The organism is Thermodesulfobacteriota bacterium, assembly GCA_040758155.1.
GTDB lineage: Bacteria > Desulfobacterota > Deferrimicrobia > Deferrimicrobiales > Deferrimicrobiaceae > UBA2219.
In genome coordinates, this window is the sequence record JBFLWB010000140.1 from 42,742 (window position 1) to 60,388 (window position 17,647).

General features: G+C 67.6%; 18 protein-coding genes. 3 read left to right on the top strand and 15 right to left on the bottom strand.

Annotated elements, in window-relative coordinates; translation table 11 throughout:
* Positions 1-3: 3 nt before the first annotated feature.
* The 8 genes from AB1346_09545 to AB1346_09580 are packed head-to-tail and all read right to left on the bottom strand — an operon-like array spanning position 4 to position 9,065.
* Positions 4-780 carry a slipin family protein gene (locus AB1346_09545; GenBank protein MEW6720681.1) on the bottom strand — a complete coding sequence of 259 codons (777 nt, stop codon included), beginning with the start codon at positions 778-780 and terminating at the stop codon, positions 4-6.
* The gene (locus tag AB1346_09550; protein MEW6720682.1) at positions 777-2,132 is read right to left on the bottom strand and encodes a nodulation protein NfeD; all 1,356 of its coding nucleotides are present in this window, start codon (positions 2,130-2,132) and stop codon (positions 777-779) included. Before AB1346_09550 ends, AB1346_09545 begins: the two co-directional genes overlap by 4 nt.
* Positions 2,129-3,322 carry a class I SAM-dependent rRNA methyltransferase gene (locus tag AB1346_09555; GenBank protein ID MEW6720683.1) on the bottom strand — a complete coding sequence of 398 codons (1,194 nt, stop codon included), beginning with the start codon at positions 3,320-3,322 and terminating at the stop codon, positions 2,129-2,131. Before AB1346_09555 ends, AB1346_09550 begins: the two co-directional genes overlap by 4 nt.
* Positions 3,319-4,020 carry a uracil-DNA glycosylase gene (locus AB1346_09560; protein MEW6720684.1) on the bottom strand — a complete coding sequence of 234 codons (702 nt, stop codon included), beginning with the start codon at positions 4,018-4,020 and terminating at the stop codon, positions 3,319-3,321. Before AB1346_09560 ends, AB1346_09555 begins: the two co-directional genes overlap by 4 nt.
* A complete protein-coding gene (coaBC, locus tag AB1346_09565) occupies positions 4,017-5,219 on the bottom strand; it encodes a bifunctional phosphopantothenoylcysteine decarboxylase/phosphopantothenate--cysteine ligase CoaBC (GenBank protein MEW6720685.1) in 1,203 nt (400 codons plus the stop codon). The genes AB1346_09560 and coaBC overlap by 4 nt, the downstream gene beginning before the upstream one ends.
* 4 nt (positions 5,220-5,223) lie before the next feature.
* Entirely contained in the window at positions 5,224-5,871 is a 648-nt protein-coding gene (locus AB1346_09570; protein MEW6720686.1) for an MBL fold metallo-hydrolase, read from the bottom strand.
* Positions 5,868-8,366 (bottom strand): sugar phosphate nucleotidyltransferase, encoded by a 2,499-nt coding sequence (locus AB1346_09575; protein MEW6720687.1) that lies wholly within the window; start codon positions 8,364-8,366, stop codon positions 5,868-5,870. The genes AB1346_09570 and AB1346_09575 overlap by 4 nt, the downstream gene beginning before the upstream one ends.
* A gap of 33 nt (positions 8,367-8,399) precedes the next feature.
* Positions 8,400-9,065, bottom strand: a complete 666-nt coding sequence (locus AB1346_09580) for a LysE family transporter (protein ID MEW6720688.1) — start codon at positions 9,063-9,065, stop codon at positions 8,400-8,402.
* 57 nt (positions 9,066-9,122) lie between these two features.
* Here AB1346_09580 and AB1346_09585 point away from each other — a divergent pair, with 57 nt between their 5' ends.
* The gene (locus AB1346_09585; protein ID MEW6720689.1) at positions 9,123-9,536 is read left to right on the top strand and encodes an NUDIX hydrolase; all 414 of its coding nucleotides are present in this window, start codon (positions 9,123-9,125) and stop codon (positions 9,534-9,536) included.
* Between the two features lie 71 nt (positions 9,537-9,607).
* Here the strand turns inward: AB1346_09585 and AB1346_09590 are convergent, their stop codons facing one another.
* Genes AB1346_09590 through rsmD form a run of 3 tightly spaced genes read right to left on the bottom strand, consistent with a single transcriptional unit; the run spans position 9,608 to position 11,850 of the window.
* A complete protein-coding gene (locus AB1346_09590) occupies positions 9,608-10,804 on the bottom strand; it encodes a pyridoxal phosphate-dependent aminotransferase (GenBank protein MEW6720690.1) in 1,197 nt (398 codons plus the stop codon).
* A complete protein-coding gene (gene coaD / locus AB1346_09595) occupies positions 10,801-11,295 on the bottom strand; it encodes a pantetheine-phosphate adenylyltransferase (GenBank protein MEW6720691.1) in 495 nt (164 codons plus the stop codon). The genes AB1346_09590 and coaD overlap by 4 nt, the downstream gene beginning before the upstream one ends.
* A 9-nt stretch (positions 11,296-11,304) precedes the next feature.
* Entirely contained in the window at positions 11,305-11,850 is a 546-nt protein-coding gene (rsmD, locus tag AB1346_09600; GenBank protein MEW6720692.1) for a 16S rRNA (guanine(966)-N(2))-methyltransferase RsmD, read from the bottom strand.
* Positions 11,851-12,245: 395 nt separating this feature from the next.
* Between rsmD and AB1346_09605 the strand changes: the two genes are divergently transcribed.
* Positions 12,246-13,091 carry a menaquinone biosynthesis protein gene (locus AB1346_09605; GenBank protein MEW6720693.1) on the top strand — a complete coding sequence of 282 codons (846 nt, stop codon included), beginning with the start codon at positions 12,246-12,248 and terminating at the stop codon, positions 13,089-13,091.
* A gap of 42 nt (positions 13,092-13,133) precedes the next feature.
* A complete protein-coding gene (locus tag AB1346_09610; protein MEW6720694.1) occupies positions 13,134-13,334 on the top strand; it encodes a DUF1858 domain-containing protein in 201 nt (66 codons plus the stop codon).
* Positions 13,335-13,349: 15 nt separating this feature from the next.
* On the opposite strand, the gene queD is transcribed toward AB1346_09610, so the two are convergent.
* The 4 genes from queD to AB1346_09630 form a co-directional block, all read right to left on the bottom strand.
* On the bottom strand, positions 13,350-13,730 hold the full coding sequence (queD, locus tag AB1346_09615; GenBank protein MEW6720695.1) for a 6-carboxytetrahydropterin synthase QueD: 381 nt from the start codon (positions 13,728-13,730) through the stop codon (positions 13,350-13,352).
* The gene (locus AB1346_09620; GenBank protein MEW6720696.1) at positions 13,727-14,371 is read right to left on the bottom strand and encodes a hypothetical protein; all 645 of its coding nucleotides are present in this window, start codon (positions 14,369-14,371) and stop codon (positions 13,727-13,729) included. The genes queD and AB1346_09620 overlap by 4 nt, the downstream gene beginning before the upstream one ends.
* On the bottom strand, positions 14,368-15,192 hold the full coding sequence (nadC, locus tag AB1346_09625) for a carboxylating nicotinate-nucleotide diphosphorylase (GenBank protein MEW6720697.1): 825 nt from the start codon (positions 15,190-15,192) through the stop codon (positions 14,368-14,370). Before nadC ends, AB1346_09620 begins: the two co-directional genes overlap by 4 nt.
* The coding region (locus AB1346_09630) for a valine--tRNA ligase (protein ID MEW6720698.1) at positions 15,189-17,647 on the bottom strand (2,459 nt) is incomplete at its 5' end. The genes nadC and AB1346_09630, both read right to left, overlap by 4 nt.

Consider the following 17,647-nt stretch of genomic DNA (forward strand, 5'->3'; position numbering starts at 1 on the left):
TTCTTAGTCCTGCCGCTTTCCGGAGGCTTCCCTGACCGCCTTCGCCGCCTCCATGAACGGCGTGAGCAGGTCGATCGGCACGGGGAAGATGGTCGTCGAGTTGTTCTCCGCGGCCACTTCCCGCAGCGTCTGGAGGTACCGGAGCTGGACGGCGACCGGGGTCTCCGAGATGATCCGTGCGGCGTCGGAAAGCTTCTGCGCCGCCTGGAACTCCCCTTCGGCCCCGATGACCTTGGCGCGCCGCTCTCGCTCCGCCTCGGCCTGCTTCGCGATCGCGCGCTGCATCTCCTGGGGGAGATCGATGTTCTTGATCTCGACCTTCGCGACCTTGACGCCCCACGGCTCGGTGTCCTTGTCGAGGATCTCCTGGATGTGGGTGTTGATCTTGTCGCGCTCGGACAGTAGCGTGTCCAGCTCCGCCTGGCCGCAGACGGAGCGCAGCGTCGTCTGCGAAAGCTGCGACGTCGCGTAGAGGTAGTTCTCGACGCTGATGATCGCCTTGTTCGGGTCGATGACCCGGAAATAGATCACGGCGCTCACCTTGATGGTGACGTTGTCCATCGTGATGACGTCCTGCGCCGGGACATCCATGGCGACGACGCGCAAGTCCACCCGGACCATCCGGTCGATGACGGGGATCAGGATGATGAGCCCCGGCCCCTTGGCTCCGATCACGCGCCCCAGCCGGAAGATCACGCCCCGCTCGTACTCGTTCAGGATCTTGATCGCGCTGTACAGGAAGAAGATTGCCAGCACAAGCCCGGCCGCCAATACGGTCATTTCTCAGCCCTCCCGGCGTCGGCCGGATGCCCCGGCTCGACGATCAGAGTCATCCCCTCGACGGACCTCACGATCACCCGATCCCCTTTCCGCACCGGCCGGTCGGAGCGCGCGTCCCAGAGCTCTCCGACGATGAACACCTTGCCCCTCCCGTCGATGTCCGTCACCGCCTCTCCCGTTTCGTCGACCATCCCTCCCTGGCCGAAGAACGGCTTGCGGAGCTGGCTGCGCACCGCCAGGGAGATCACGACGGCGAAGAAGACCGCCGAGATCGCGACCATGGAGATCAGCACGCTCCAGGAAACGCGCAGGAACGGGTCGGCGCTGTCCCGGAAGAGCATAAGGCTGCCGAGGACCATGGACACGATCCCGCCGATGGCCAGGGCGCCGTGCGACTGGATCTTCAGCTCCAGGAAGAACAGGACGATGGAGAGCAGGATCAGGAGGAAGCCGGCGTAGTTCGCCGACAGGGTCTGGAGCGCGTAGAACCCGAGAACCAGGCAGATCCCCCCGACGACTCCCGGGAATACCGCTCCCGGCGACGCGAGCTCGAAGTAGATCCCGTAGATCCCGATCATCAGGAGAATGTAGGCGATGTTCGGGTTCGCGAGGGCCGCCAGGATGCGGTGCCGAAGCCCCATGGGGACCCGGGTCACCTCCGCCCCCTTCGTCTTGAGGACGAAGGTCCTCTCCCCCTTCTTCACCGTGCGGCCGTCGATCCGGGCAAGAAGCTCCCGGAGGTCCGACGCGACCAGGTCGATCACCTTCTTCTCCAGCGCGTCCTTCGCCGACAGGGAGGCGCTCTCCCGGACGGCGCTCTCGGCCCACTCGGCATTGCGGCCCGACTGTGCGGCCAGCGAACGGGCGTAGGCCGCGGCGTCGTTCTCCACCTTCTTCGACATGGTGTTGTCCATCGGGCCGCCGCCGACGCTGACGGGGTGGGCGGCCCCGATGTTCGTCCCGGGGGCCATCGCCGCGACGTCGGAAGCCAGCGTGATGAGGACCCCCGCCGACGCGGCGCGCGAGCCCGAGGGGGATACGTACACCGCCACCGGAACCTTGCTCTTCAGGATCCCCTGCACCATCTGGCGCATCGCGCTGTCCAGCCCGCCGGGGGTGTCGAGCTCCACGACGAGGAGGGCCGCCCCCGCGTCCTCCGCCTGCTCGATGACGTCTTCCAGGTAATCGGCTGTGACCGGAGTGATCGGCGCGGCGATCGTGGCCACCATCACCTCCGCGCCCTTCGGAACCGGCGCCTTCTCCACGGCGGACGGCTCCGACGCCCGGGCCGGGAGGCGCGCCAGGGCCAGCAGCAGGAACGGGATGATGAAAAACCGGGATCGCAGCGTCACGTCGCTCGCTTCCTGTAGACGGCGAACTTCAGGTACTCGGTTTCCGGAACCGAGAGCAGCACGGGATGGTCCGGCGGCTGGCCCCCCAAGGCGACCAGCTCGAGGTCGGCGCCGGCATCCGCGGCCGCATCCGCCAGGGCTTCCTTCCATTTGGCCATATCGACGAGTTGGGTGCAAGACGAGGTGGCGAGCAGTCCCCCTGGGGAAAGGACCGAAAGCCCCATCCGGTTGATGTCCCGGTACCCCCGGAGCGCGCCTTCCCGCCCCTCCCGGGTTTTCGTGAAGGAGGGGGGATCCAGCACCACGAGGTCGAAGCGCATCCCCGCCGCGAAGAACTCCCGGAGCGATTGGAAAAGGTCCCCGGTCTCGCCCCCCCAGCTGGCCGAGAAACCGTTCCGGGCGGCGTTTTCCCTGGCCGCCTCCACCGCGGCGCGGGAGGAATCGACCGCCAGGACGCTCTTCGCCCCGCCTGCGAGGGCGTAAAGCCCGAACCCACCCGCGGCGCAGAAGCCGTCGAGGACGGTCCTCCCCTTCGCCAGGCGGCGGACGATGTTCCGGTTGGCCCGCTGATCGAGGAAGAAGCCGGTCTTGGGGCCCGATTCCACGTCCACGAGGAAGCGGACGCCGTCGGTCTCGATCTCCTCGGCGAACGGGCCGCCGCCGCGGACCGGCCCTCTGCGCTCCTCGAGCCCCTCGAGCCGCCGGCCGCCCCCCTCGGAACGCTCGAAGATCAGCCTCGGGGACAGGATCTCCTCCAGGGAATCCAGGATGGCATCCCGGACGGCCTCCATCCCCGCCGTCAGGATCTGCGCGGAGAGGACGCCGCCGAACCGGTCGACGATCAGCCCCGGCAGGAAGTCGCCCTCCGAATACATCACCCGCAGCGCACGCTCCTCCCCCATCCCCGCGTCGGCGCGGCGGGCGAGGGCGTCGCGGATGCGCGACATGACGAAGTGCTGCCCGGGCTCGGCCTCTCCCCGGGACACGCGCCGTAGCGCGAGCCGCGCCCCGAGGTTCGCCGTGGCCGTGCCTAGGAAATCGCCGCTCCGGGAGAGGACGCGCACCCATTGCCCGGGCGGCATCCCCTCGGGGACTTCGCGCAGGTCATCCCCGAACACCCAGGGATGTCCGCTCCGGAGGCGGGCCTCGCCTTTCCGGCTCACGCGCACCGGCGGAAGGGGCAGGATCATTTCGGGAGAGGGAGGGAGAGCTTCCGCCCGATGGCCTCGAAGTCTCCGAAGACCTCCCGCTCGCGGGACGGGTCGCGGAGGATGAAGGCCGGGTGGTAGGTCGGCAGCAGGGGGATGCCGTTCCATTCCCGCCAGCGGCCGCGCGCGCGGGTGATCCGCTCGTCGACGCCGCAGAGGTAGTTCAGCGCGGTCAACCCCAGCGTGCAGAGGACCTCCGGGCGTACTGTCCGGATCTGGCGCAGCAGGTACCCCATACACGCTTTCGCCTCCTCCGGGGTCGGGACCCGGTTTCCCGGGGGGCGGCACTTCACGATGTTGGCGATGTAGACGTCTCCGCGGGAAAGCCCGATCCGCGCGATCCACTGGTCCAGCCGTTTGCCCGCGGCCCCGACGAAAGGCTCGCCCTGCCGGTCCTCCTCCGCGCCGGGCCCCTCCCCGACGAACATCAGGCGGGCCCGGGGATTGCCCACGCCAAAGACGATCGTGTTGCGCCCGGAGCACAGCGGGCAGCCGCGGCACTCCTCCAGCTCCCGCCGGATCTCCTCGAGCGTCTCCCCCTCCGCGGGCTGCCCCCCTTCCGCGGGCGTCCCCCCTGCCGCGGACGCACCCGTTTCCGCGGGCGGCCTGACCGGGACGTAATCCAGGCCGACCTCCCGCAGCCAGGCCGCCAGGAGCTTCCGGGAGGAGGTCCTTTTCATCCCTTGAGGAACTTGTGGCAGACCGCGCGCCAGACGGCCGTGGCGATCGCCTCCTTGGCCGCCGTAGCCAGGTGCAGGTCGGTCCCGTCGGAGAAGTACACCCGCACCTCGTTGCTGTCGGAATCGAACCCGATGTCGCTGCGGGAGACGTCGTTGGCGACGATGGCGTCGAGGTTCTTCCGGCGCATTTTCGCGAGGGCGTTCTCCTCGATGTCGTTCGTCTCCGCCGCGAAGCCGATCAGCACCCGGCTCCGCTTCGACTCGCCGAGGGAGGCGAGGATGTCGTCCGTGGGGACCAGGTCGATCCGCTCCGGCAATTCCTCCTTCTTGATCTTCCGGGAGGCCGCGGCGTCCGGGCGGAAGTCCGCAACCGCCGCCACCATGACCACGGCGTCGGCGTTCTCTGCCGCCTTCTCGACGGCGTTCTTCATCTCCCGCGCGGAACGGACCCGCTCGACCTTCATGTATGGAGGGTCCGGGAGGCGGGTCGGCCCGCTCACGAGGGTCACCTCCGCGCCGAACCGCCGCGCGACCGCCGCCATGGCGTACCCCATCTTGCCGCTGGCGCGGTTCGAAAGGAACCGGACGGGATCGATGTCCTCGACCGTCGGACCGGCCGCGACGACCACCTTCTTCCCCTTGAGGATCTTGTCCGCCAGGAGGATCCGCGCCATCTCCAGGATCTTCCCCGTGTCCGCCAGCCGGCCGGGGCCCACGGTGCCGCACGCCAGGTCGCCCTCGTCCGGATCGATGAGCGTAACGCCACGATCGAGGAGGACCTCGACGTTCTCCCGGACCGCCGGGGAGGCGTACATCTCGCTGTTCATCGCGGGGGCGAGCAGGATCGGGGCCGTGGTGGCCATCGCGACCGTGGAGAGGAGGTCGTCGGCGATGCCGTTGCGGATCTTCCCGATGATGTTGGCGGTGGCGGGCGCGATCAGCAGGAGCTGCGCCCTTTGGGCGAGGGAGATGTGCCCGATCTCGGACTCGCTGATGAGGTTGAACATGTCGGTGTGGACCGGGTTCTTCGAAAGCGTCTGCAGCGTGAGCGGCGTGATGAACTGGCTCCCCGCCGCGGTCAGGACGACGACGACGTTCGCGCCCTCCTTCCGGAGCTCCCGGACGATCTCGCACGCCTTGTACGCCGCGATCCCCCCGGTCACCCCGAGAACGACCTGCCTGCCCGCCAGCGTGGTCATGGCCTCACGCCTCCCCGGTAAGGAATGGATTGCTCCGCTTCTCCTGCTCCACCGTCGTGGCGGGGCCGTGCCCCGGAAGGAGGATCGTATCGTCCGGCAGGACGAGGATCTTCTCCCGGATGGCGCGCATCAGCTCCGCGTAGGACCCTCCCGGGAGATCGGTCCGCCCCACGGAGCCGGCGAAGATCAGGTCCCCCACGAACGCCATCCCCCCCGCCACGAAGGAGACGTGCCCGGGGGAATGGCCGGGAGTGTGCAGCACGCGGAACTCCTGGTCCGCGAGCCGGACGACGTCCCCCTCGTTCACCAGCACGTCGGGCGGGGGAGGCTCGGGAACGCCGAGCCCGAACATCGCCCCCTGCCGCGGCGCCGCCAGCATCCGGCCGACCTCGTCGGGGTGGATGTAAACCGCCGCGCCCGTCCGCTCCTTCAGGAACCGGATCCCGCCCACGTGGTCGAAATGGCCGTGGGTGATCAGGATCTTCTCCAGGGTCAGCCCCTCCTCCGTCAGCAGCCGGAGGATCTCCTCCCCGTCGTCCCCCGGATCGATCACGACCGCGCGCCCGCTCGCGGGGTGCCCCACGATGTAGGCGTTCTCCGCGAGCGCCCCGACCTCGAGCACCAGGACGCGGAGCGGCGGCTCCTCGCTCATATCTGGCCGCTCCAGGCGCGGAACAGCTCTGCATAATGGTCCGCCATCTGCAGGGCGGCCCCCCGGTCTCCGGCCTCCACCACCAGGTGGAAGTACGCCTCGTCCTGGCTCGGGTAGGCCAGCGCCCAGTCCTCTCCCTCGAACACCTTCACCCCGTCGATGAACTGGCTGGGCTTCCCCTTGGCGTGCAGCGCCAGCATGCGCATCAGGGCGCCCTTGTGCTCCCACGCGCACGGCACGTTCCGGTGGATCAGCGTGGTGGGGGGGATCTCCCGGAGGACATCGTGGATCCTTTGCCCCCCCTCCCCGAGAAGCTCCATGATCTTCACGATGGCGTACATGCCGTCGAAGGCGGGCTGAAACCGGGGGAATATGAACCCGCCCGAGCCGTCCCCGGCAAAGACCATCCCTTCGCCGGCCGCCGTCTCCATCACCGAGCGCGGCAGTGTCCGAGTCCGGATGACGTCCATCCCGAACCGGGCGGCGATCTTCTCGATGTTTCGAGAAGCCGTGACGGGGACGCCCACCCGTCCCTGCCTCGCCTGCCGGCATGCGAGGAGGCAGACCACCTGGAGCGCCGTCTCGTCGGAGAGCAGGTCCCCCTTCTCGTCCACGAGGAAGATCTTCTCCCCGCCGGTGTCGAGCATCACGCCGAGGTCGGCGTTCAGGGAGCGGGCGATCGCCGCGAGGTGATGGATCCCCTTGTCGAACTCCTCCCGGGTCCGCGTGATGCGCGACGCGTCGAGGATGGCGTTCAGCGCCACGGTCTCGATGCCCAGCCGTCCGAGGATCCGGGGGAAGATGACCGAGGAGGAGCCGTAGGAGTAGTCCAGGACGATGTTGTAGTGGCGGGCGGCGATCGCCGACGTGTCCACGCTCTTCAGGAAGCCGTCGACGTAGCTGTCGAATCCGCCGACCGGGAAGGTGATCACTCCCGTCTCCTCGATCTCGGCGCGGACGAAATCCTCCCGGAAGAACAGGCTCTCGATCCCCTTCTCCGCCCCCATGGACAGGTCGAGCCCGGAGTCGTCGAAGAACTTGAGGTCCACGAAGGAAGGGTTGTACGGGCTTTTCCGGGTGTGGACGCCTCCCCGCTCGTCCCGGTGGGACCGGGAGAGGTAACGCACCACCGGCAGCGGGGTCACGCCGTAATCGTGGACGTCGACGCCGACGGAGAGCATGCCCGTCATGATGGCGCGGTTGATCATCCGGGAGACCTTGTGGCTGTCGCGGCTGGTGGAAAGGACCACCTTCCGGCCGAACGTCGCCGCGTAGGAGGCGCCGAGCTTCGCCGCGAACTCCGGCGAGATCTCGATGTTGGCGAGGCCGACGATGCCGTAGGCGCCGAAGAGGGAGCGCGCCCATTTCTCCCCCCAGATGAGGGAGGAGGACAGGACCGCGCCGTCCTCCACGACCTTGTGGGGCCACACCTTGACGTTGGCCTTGACGACCGCGTCCGTCCCGATGCTGCAATGGTCGCTGATCACCGCGCGCTCCGCGAGGAATGCGCCGTTGCGGACCCGGGCGTCGGAGCCGACGATGTTCTCGTGGATCCGCGCCCCCTTGCCCACGGCGACCCGCGGCCAGAGCACGGAGGACTGAATCACCGAACCGTCCTCGACTACGCAGCCGTCCCCTGCGACGACGTTCTTCAGGGTGACGCCGGCGCCGACCGTGCAGTCCCTGCCCAGCAGAACGTTCTCCAGCTCGGCCGTGTAATCGACCCGGGAGTTCTCCCCGATCCAGACGGGCCTGTCGCCCGCCCGGGTTCCGTCGAAGTCGATCCGGACCTTCCCCGCGAGGATGTCGAGGTGGACGTTCAGGTACTCGTCGAGGTTCCCCACGTCCTTCCAGTACCCTTCCGCGACGTACCCGAACAGGCGGTCCCCCCGCTGGAGCATCGTCGGGAAAAGGTTCTTGCTGAAATCGAAGTTCTTCTTGGGAGGGATGAGGGAAAGCACCTCGGGCTCGATGATGTAGATCCCCGTGTTGATGGTGTCGGAGAACACCTCCCCCCAGCCGGGCTTCTCGAGGAACCGGACGATGCGCCCGTCATCTTCCGTGATGACGATCCCGTACTGGAGCGGGTTGGGGACGCGCGTGAGGACGATGGTGACGGCCGCCTGCCGCTCCTTGTGGAACGCGACGGCGCGGGTGAGGTCGAAGTCGGTGATGATATCCGCGCTGATCACCAGGAAGGTTTCCGTCAGGCGGGACTCGGACCCCTTGACCGCCCCGGCGGTGCCGTAATCCGCCTCGGCGGTGACGTGGTTCATCGCGACGCCCCAGGGGGAGCCGTCGCCGAAGCAGGAGCTGATCTTTTCGGGGAAGAAGTACAGGAGCACCTCGAGGTCGCGGATCCCCTGCTTCGCGAGGAGGCGGACGACGTGCTCCATCATCGGGCGGTTCGCCACGAACGCCATCGGTTTCGGAAGCTTCTCGGTGAGCGGCCGAAGCCTCGTGCCGAAGCCTCCCGCCATCACGACCGCCTTCATGCGCCGTCCTCCCCGGGAGATGTCTGCGACGACTTACAGGAAACGGATGAGACGCGTCACGCCGAGATAGCCGAAAGACAGGGCGAAGAACGCGATGAACGCGGCGCAGGCGCAGACGACGGCGCGGTACGCCCGGTCGGTGAACCATCCCCTGCCGGCCGAGACCGCCGTCCCGACGAAGAGATACCATGCCGCGTCCGCGAGGATGTGCCCCGCGAAAAATGCGAGGACCCCCTCCGGGCCCCGGCCGCGTGAGAGCAGCAGGTAGCCCAGCCCGATCGTCGCCCACCAGAGGGACCAGTACGGGTTCGACACGGAGGTGACGATCCCGTCGAGGAAGGGGCGCAGACTCCCGGCAGGCGCCGCATCTCCCGCACCCGCGTTCCCCGCGTCGAGCCGCAGCGTCGCGGCTTCCCGCGCCATCCCCAGCGCCATCCGGAGGAGCATGCCGCACCCCGCCAGGGCGATCGCGATCGTCGCCGCTTCCCCGCGGATCCATTCCGTCAGGCCGAGCAGCAGGAACAGGACCAGCGCCCCTTCGAGCGCGGCATGGCCCAGGACCAGCAGCGGCGCGGCGGAGAAGCTCCCGCGCGACGCGTGCCGGACAGTGACGGCCAGCAGGGGGCCGGGCATCAGCGCCCCCGACAAGGCGATGATGAAGGAAGAGACGAAAATCGCTGCGGGATTGCCGAAATCCATATTAAGTTTTATAACACAAATTACCCGCGCCGAAATCGGCGCGAGGCGGGAGGACTCATGGCGTTTCGCAATCCGCTCCCCACCGCCGACATGATCATCGAGGTGGGGGACCGCATCGTCCTCGTCCGCAGGAAGAACCCTCCCGAGGGATGGGCCATCCCGGGAGGGTTCATCGAGGAAGGGGAAGCGGCGGAGTCCGCTGCCGTCCGGGAGGCCCTGGAGGAAACGGGGCTCTCCGTGGAGCTCGTCGCGCTGCTCGGCGTCTACTCCGATCCTTCGCGGGACCCGCGGTTCCACACGATCTCGACGGTCTACATCGGCAGGGCGGAAGGAAGCCCCGCCGGCGCCGACGACGCCGCGGAGGCGCGCCTGTTCGGCGAGGGGGACCTGCCCTCTCCCATCGCCTTCGACCACGCGAAGATTCTCCGCGATTACTACATTTTCAAAAAAACCGGGAAGCGACCGATGTGAACTGGCGGAGGACACACTTCCCCTTCATCCCGCGTTTGAAGCGAAGTATGTCCCCCTCTGTCGCCCGTGCCTTACGACAGCGCCTTGACGGCCTCCTCGATCCGGTCGATCCCCTTCTCGATGTTCTTCATCGACGTGGCGTAGGAGAGCCGCTGGCAGGCGTCGTCGCCGAACGCGACGCCGGGAACCGACGCCACCTTGTGGTCCGCCAGCAGGTAATCCGCAAAGTCGGCCGAGCCGTTGATCGTCTTGCCCGACGGCGTTTTCTTCCCGTAGCAGCCGGAGAAGTCCGGGAACACGTAGAAGGCCCCCTGCGGAAGCAGGCACCTGACGCCTGGCATCGCGTTGAGCCGCTCGACGATGTATCGGCGCCGCCGGTCGAACTCCTCGATCCACTGCTTCATGAAATCCTGCGGCCCGTTGAGCGCCTCGATGGAGGCCTTGTCGCAGAACGAAACGGGATTGCTCGTGCTCTGGGACTGGATGTTGGTCATCGCGGCGACGAGGTCCTTTTCCGCGGCGACGTATCCGATCCTCCATCCGGTCATCGAGTGGGACTTGGACAGGCCGTTGACGAGGATCGTCCGCTTCCGGATCTCCTCGCCCAGCGACGCGATGGAGACGAACCGGAAGCCGTCGTACACCAGCTTTTCGTAGATCTCGTCGGACAGCACCGTGATGTCGTTCTTTACGACGACCTGCGCCAGCGCCTCGAGCTCCGCCTTCGAGTAGGCGGCGCCCGTGGGGTTGGAGGGGCTGTTCAGCACGAGGAGCTTGGTCCTCGGCGTGATGGCGTTGGTGAGCTGCCCCGGGGTGATCTTGAACCCCGTGGACTGCTTCGCCTCGACGATCACGGGGGTTGCGCCCGCCAGCAGGGCGATGTCCGGGTAGGAGACCCAGTAGGGCGCGGGGATGATCACCTCGTCCCCCTCCTCGAGGAACGCCTGGGCCACGTTGTAGATCGAATGCTTCGCCCCCACCGAAACGATGACGTTCTCCCGCTGGTACGTCAGGCCGTTGTCCCGCTTCAGCTTCGCGATGACGGCGTCCTTCAGCTCCGGGGACCCCGGGACCGGCGTGTACTTCGTGTACCCGTCGTCCAGCGCCTTCTTGGCGACGGCCTTGATGTTGTCCGGAGTGTCGAAATCCGGCTCCCCCGCCCCGAAACCGACGACGTCGATTCCCTGGGCCTTCATCTGCTTGGCCTTGTTGGTGATCGCCAGAGTCGCCGAAGGCTGGATCTTGCCGACCCTCTTCGCGAGCTTCATCTGCGCCTTGCTCCTTTCATCTTTTGGAGTACGATATCCCGTACCTCGGAGGGCACCAGGTCGTCGATCCTTCCCCCGAATTTCGCGATCTCCTTCACGATGTTCGAGCTGATGTACGAATGCTTCTCGCCCGTCATCAGCATGACGGTGTCGATCTCCGGCGCCAGCTTCTTGTTCATGTGCGCCATCTGGAACTCGTATTCGAAATCGGAGATGGCCCTCAAGCCCCGCACCAGGACGCGCGCCTCCTGCTCCCTGGCGTAATCGACCAGCAGGCCGCTGAAGGAGTCGACCTCCACGTTCTTCCAGCGGCATGTCAGCGTCCTGAGGATCCGTACGCGCTCGGCCGGGGTGAACATGGCGTCCTTCCGTATGTTGAGCGCCACGGCGACGACCACGCGGGCGAACATCCTCGAGGAGCGCTCGATGATGTCCAGGTGCCCGTTGGTCGGCGGGTCGAACGATCCGGGATAGACGGCGGTAGTCCTCATCCGGCCTCCTCAAGGGACCTCGAAAAATGAGACGCGGGTGTCTCCGTATCGTTTCTCGGAAACCCGGATCCATCCGCCCGGCGCCGGCGCCGCCTCCCTGGCGGCGCTTTCCGCGACCACGATCGCGCCGGGGTCGAGGATCCCCGCCCGGCGGATCTCCTCCCCCGCCCGCTCGAGCAGCCCCTTTCCGTAAGGGGGGTCGAGGAACACGAGGGAGAACTTCTCCCCCCCGGCCGCCAGCCTCCGCAGCGCCTTCCGGTAATCCATGGAAAGGCATGCCGCCTGCGGGGCGCCGACGGCAGCGAGGTTCGCCTTCACCGCTTCGACCGCCGGGGGGAACGATTCCACCAGCACGGCGGTTGCGGCCCCCCGGGAGAGCGCCTCGATGGCCATGGCGCCCGTCCCGGCGAACAGGTCCAGCACCCTCGACCCGACGACCCGCTCGCCCAGGACCGAGAAGACCGCCTCGCGCACCCGGTCGGTCGTCGGCCGGACCGCCATCCCGCGCGGCGCGCGCAGCGTCCTTCCCTTCCACCTTCCGGCGACGACCCGCAAATCCGCCCCGAACGCATCGTTTTCGGCTCATTATTGGGATTTCGGCGGCGGTCGTCAAGGCGTCCCTGCCCGCATTTCTCACCAGCCTCCTGCTGCGGCGGCGGATACGGGCACACCTACTGCGTTGTGCCCCTCCCGCCGGGAACGGCATGATGGTGCCGGCGTCCGGGGGTACCCCAGGGAGCGTTTCTTTCCCGGGAGTGGGGCGCTCGGTCGCGACGCCTTGTAGTGCCGCCAAGGAGGGCGGTATGCCGCGGAGGCCAGGATGGCCGGGAGCGACCCACGCCCGTCTCCACCGCCTCGCTACGGACGCTGGTGAGAAATGCGGGCCGGCGACTCCTCCGCGGCCGCGTGCTACAATGGCCCGGAAATCCGGCGATCCGTCCGAGGAGCTGTTGGCCGAAATCACCGCGTTGCGCGTCGGGTGCATCCCCTACGCGAACCTCATACCCATCTTCCACGCGCTGCAGGGCTCCCGCGCCGCGGGCGAAGCCCTGTTCGTGGACGGCCACCCTTCCGAGCTGAACCTCCTGATGCGGGCGGGCGGCCTGGATCTCTCTCCGAACTCCTCCATCGAGTACGCCGTGCGCCCCGACCTGTACATCCTCTGCCCCGGGATCTCCGTCGCTTCGCGCACCCGCGTGATGAGCGTCCTCCTCCTCTCGAACGGGCCGCTCCGGCAGCTCCCTCCGGACCCGATCGCGGTGACGGGCGCGTCCGCCACTTCGGTAGCCCTTCTCGAGATCCTGCTGGGCGAATCGCTCGGGCGCAGGAACGCCCTCGTGACCACGTCCCTTCCGCCTGCGGAAGCGCTGCGCTCCCACCCGGCGTATCTCGCCATCGGCGACGAGGCCATCCGCGCGGCCGTCGAAGGGACCGCGCCGCACGTCACCGACATGGGGGAATGGTGGACGCGGGAAACCGGGAAGCCGTTCGTCTTCTCCCTGTGGATCGCCTCCCGCGCGGCGTGGGAAGGGCAGGCAAGGGAACCGCTTTCCCGGTTCGCCGCGGCGCTGATCGACGCCAAGCGGTCCGTCCAGGAATCGATCCGCCGCGGGGAATACCCGTGGGGCGGCCCCGGATGGATCCCCGCGAAGTTCCGGGAGGATTACTGGCGCTGCCTCTCCTACGATCTCGACGAGGAAACGGAGGGGCTCTCCCTCTTCTTCCGGCTGGCGGCGAAGTACGGGAGGATTCCCTTCGCCCCGTCCCTCCGGTTCCTTGAGCCCGGCCCGGCATAAGCCATGTTAATATTCATGATGATTCCCGGAGGGAGACCGTCCATGATCCGGAAGGAAATGAAGATCGAGGAGATCCTGAGGAAGTTCCCGCAGACGATCCCCGTCTTCCGGCGGTTCGGGATCGACTGCATGCAGTGCCAGCTTTCCGAGTTCGAAAACCTCGAGCACGGCGCCAAGGTGCACGGGATCGACCTGGATGCGCTGCTGGCCGGGCTGAACGACGCGCTCGCGGCGAAGAAGTAGCCCCGCCCCCGCCCTTCAGATTCCCCGGGAATACTCCGCGCGGGCGTCCTCGGACTCCCACACGGCGACGCGCGCGACCCGCACGGGCGCGGGCATCCGCTTCTCCATCTCCTCGAACAGGTGCCGGGCGAGGTTCTCCGACGACGGGTTCATCCCGTCGAAGGGGGGGACGTCGTTCAGGTACATGTGGTCGAAGCGGGCGAGCAGCTCTGCGAGCGCCGATTTGATCGCCCGGAAATCGATGGCGATCCCCTGCTCGTCCAGCACGCCGGACTCGACGGTGACCTCGACCCGCCAGTTGTGCCCGTGCAGCCGCTCGCAGTTGCCGCGGTATTCCTTCAGCCGGTGCGCGGCGGCGAACGACCCCCGGATGGTGAGCGCGTAGGTCCCGTTCATTTCTCCTCCAGCGGCGACAGCGTGATCGAGGATTTCGATGCGGCGCGGGAATACCAGTTTCGGATCTCCCGGTCGATCTTTTCCGCCAGCAGCTCCTCCCGCACCTTCCCCTCGGTCAATCCCGGCGCGGCATCCCCCTGCACGAGCCGGCGCTGGTATTCCCTGCGGACCTCGTCTTCCTTGACATCGATGAACGCGCCCACGCGCTGCTTCAGGAACTCGCGCACGAGGAGCTGCCGTTTCACCCAGTCCGAGACCTGCCGCCGGGAGATCCCCTCCCGGCAGGGAGAGGCGCACGCCTCCGTCCTGCCGGCCGCTTCCCGCGCCGCTTCCGCCAGCGCGGCGTTGTCCACCTGTCCGAGCTGGAGCTTTTCCTGCTCCTGCAGCGCCAGCGTGTCGGAGATCAACCGGTCGCGGGCCTCTCCGATGGAAAGCTCCTCCGGCCGGCTCCCGGCCATCGCCGCGCACCGCAGGAAGCATCGCTCGCGATGCACGTCGGACAGGAACAGCACCTCCTTGTTGACGATCGCCGCCGTCCCCTCGTAGACGGCATACCCGTCCAGGGCGCCCGCCGATGCGGGGAAAAGGAGCGGGAGGAGGAGCGGAAACAGGAAGGTGCGTATCGAACGGGTCGGGATCAAGCGGACAGCTCGAAGGAGATGTCGAGGGCGGGAGCGGAATGCGTGATCGCCCCCACGGCGATCGCGGCGACGCCCGTCGCGGCATACTCCTCCACGTTTCCCAGGTGGATCCCTCCGGATGCCTCGAGGAAGACCTTGCCGCCGAAGCGGGCCACCGCCTCCCGGACCGTCGGGGCCTTCATGTTGTCCAGCAGGACCGCGTCAGCGCCCGCGGCCACCGCGGCCTCGACCTCTTCGAGCGTTTCCGCCTCCACCTCGATCCGGACGAGGTGATGGGCGGCCCGTCGCGCCGCGTCGACCGCCGCCCCGATCCCGCCGGCCGCCCGGATGCCGTTCTCCTTGATCAGGATGCCGTCCGACAGGGAGAACCGGTGGTTCGTACCTCCCCCGACGCGGACGGCGTATTTCTCGAGGTTGCGCAGGAGCGGGGTGGTCTTCCGCGTGTCGAGGATGCGGGTCCCGTGCGCGGCGGTCCTCCGGACAAAGAGCGACGTCGTCGTGGCCACCCCGGACAGACGCTGAAGGAAGTTGAGGGCCGTCCGCTCCGCGCGCAGGAGCGACGCAACGGGGCCGGAGGCCTCTCCGACGCGGTCCCCGGCGGCCACCCGCCGCCCCTCCGGGACGAACGAGACGACGACCGACGGATCGACCTGGCGGAACACCTCCTGCGCCACGAGACCCCCGCAGAACACCCCGGCGCCCCGGCAGAAAAAAATCCCCGATCCGTCCCCGGAAATCGCCTCTCCGAAAGGATCTCCGAAGGGGGCGTCCTCCAGGAGGGCGTCCCGGACGATCCGGTCGTAGCGCTCCCGCGGGATCACGACAGGTATCGGCTCACCAGCTCGAGGTTCTTCCCGAGTTTCCCCAGCTTCGTCTCGAGGGCGGCCTGCCGTTCGCGCAGCGCCTCCACGATGTCCTCGGGAGCGTTCTCCACGAACTTCCCGTTTCCGAGCTGTCCCATGACGCGCGCGAGCTCCGCTTTCCCCTTCTCGATCTCCTTCCCCAGGCGCCTTGCCTCCTGGTCGAAGTCGATCAGCCCGGCCAGCGGCATGCAGACCTCGATGTCGTTGACGACCGCCGTGGCGTCTTCGACGGGGATGTAGTCGGCGTCGGCGTAGGCGACCCGGTCCGCGCGGGCCAGCCGCCGCAGGATGTCCTCATGCTCCCTGAGGAAGTTCAGCTCCCCGGCCTCCCCCTTCAGGCGGACTTCCACCTTCTTCGCCGGCGGGACGTTCAGCTCGCTGCGGATATTGCGGACGGCGCGGATGACCTCCATCAGGTGCCCCATGTCCTCCTCGACGTCCGCGTCGGCGAGGGAGGCGGCGGCGGCCGGGTATTTCCGGTCGTACAGAAGGCCGCGCTCCCCCGGGAGGGAATGCCAGAGCTCTTCCGTGATGAAGGGGATGAAGGGATGCCCGAGGGCGAGGATCGTCTCGTACACGTGCAGGAGGACCGACCGCTGACGTTCCCGCACCCGGTCGTCCGCCTCGGCATCGAGCGCAGGCTTGATCATCTCTAGGTACCAATCGCAGAACTCGTGCCACACGAACTGGTAGTACGCGGACCCGGCGTCGTTGAACCGGTATTCCTCGATCCCCTTGCGGATCTCGTCGATGACCCGCTGGAGGCGGGAAAGCATCCACCGGTCCACCACAGACGGGTCGGGCGGGAGCTTCCTGACCGTCGTCCCGTCCACGTGCATCAGGACGAACCGCCCCGCCTGGAACAGCTTGTTCATGAAGTTCCGGTATCCCTCGACCCGCTCGTCCGACATCCGGATGTCGCGCCCCTGGGCGGCCAGCGCCACGAGGGTGAACCGGAAGGCGTCCGTGCCGAACCGGTCGATGATCTCGAGCGGATCGATGACGTTCCCCCGGGTCTTGCTCATCTTCTCGCCCTTTGCGTCCCGCACGAGGGCGTGGATCACCACGTCGCGGAAGGGGACCTTCCCCATGCATTCGATCCCCATCATCATCATCCGGGCGACCCAGAAGAAGAGGATGTCGAACGCGGTCACCAGCGCCGAGGTCGGATAGTACCGCTGGAGCTCCGGCGTCTTTTCCGGCCATCCCATCGTGGAAAAGGGCCACAGCCCGGAGGAGAACCAGGTGTCGAGGACGTCCTCCTCCTGCTTGAGCTCCTTTCCGCCGCAGAACGGGCACTTCGAAGGGGCCTCGACCTCCACGACGGTCTTCCCGCAGGCATCGCAGTGGTACGCGGGGATCCGGTGCCCCCACCAGATCTGCCGGGAGATGCACCAGTCGCGGATGTTCTCCATCCACTCGAAGTACGTCTTTTCCCACTGGGCCGGGACGATGCGGGTCTCGCCCTTCCGGACCGCCTCGATGGCGGGCTCGGCCAGCGGCTTCGCCTTCACGAACCACTGCATGCTCTCGGCGGGCTCAACCACCGTCTGGCACCGGTAGCAGTGGCCGATGTTGTGGACGTACGGCTCCTCGCCGGCCAGCAGCCCCTCCTCCTTCAGCTTCGCGACCACGGCCTCCCGGCAGGCGAACCGGTCCATCCCCGCGTAGGCGCCGGCGTCGGCCGTCATCTTCCCGGACTCGTCGATCACCCGGACGGAGGGGAGCTCGTGCCTCTTCGCCACCTCGAAATCGTTCAGGTCGTGGGCGGGGGTGATCTTCACCGCGCCGGTGCCGAACTCCCGGTCGACCATCGGATCGGCGAGAAGCGGGATCGGGCGGTTCATCAGCGGGAGGCGCAGCGTCTCCCCGATCCTCCCCGCGTACCGCTCGTCCTTCGGGTTCACCGCGACGGCGGTGTCGCCCAGCATCGTCTCCGGGCGCGTCGTGGCGACGACGACGCCTTCGCCGCCGGACCACCCCGGGTAGCGGATGTGCCAGAGCGCTCCCTTCTTCTCTTCGAAGGACACCTCGAGGTCGGAAAGCGCCGTGCGGCAGCGGGGGCACCAGTTGATGATGTAGCGCCCCTTGTAGATGAGCCCCTTCCTGTACAGGCGGACGAACGCCTCCTTGACGGCCCGGGACAGCCCCTCGTCCATCGTGAACCGTTCCCTGTCCCAGTCGCAGGCGGCTCCGAGGCGCTTCAACTGCCGCAGGATCGTCCCGCCGCTCTGCTCCTTCCATTTCCATACGCGCGCGATGAAGGCCTCCCGGCCCAGCTCCTGGCGCGTCTTTCCTTCCTTCTTGAGCTCCCGCTCGACCACGTTCTGCGTGGCGATGCCGGCGTGGTCCATGCCCGGGATCCACAGCGCGTTGCGGCCGTTCATGCGGGCGTAACGGATGAGGACGTCCT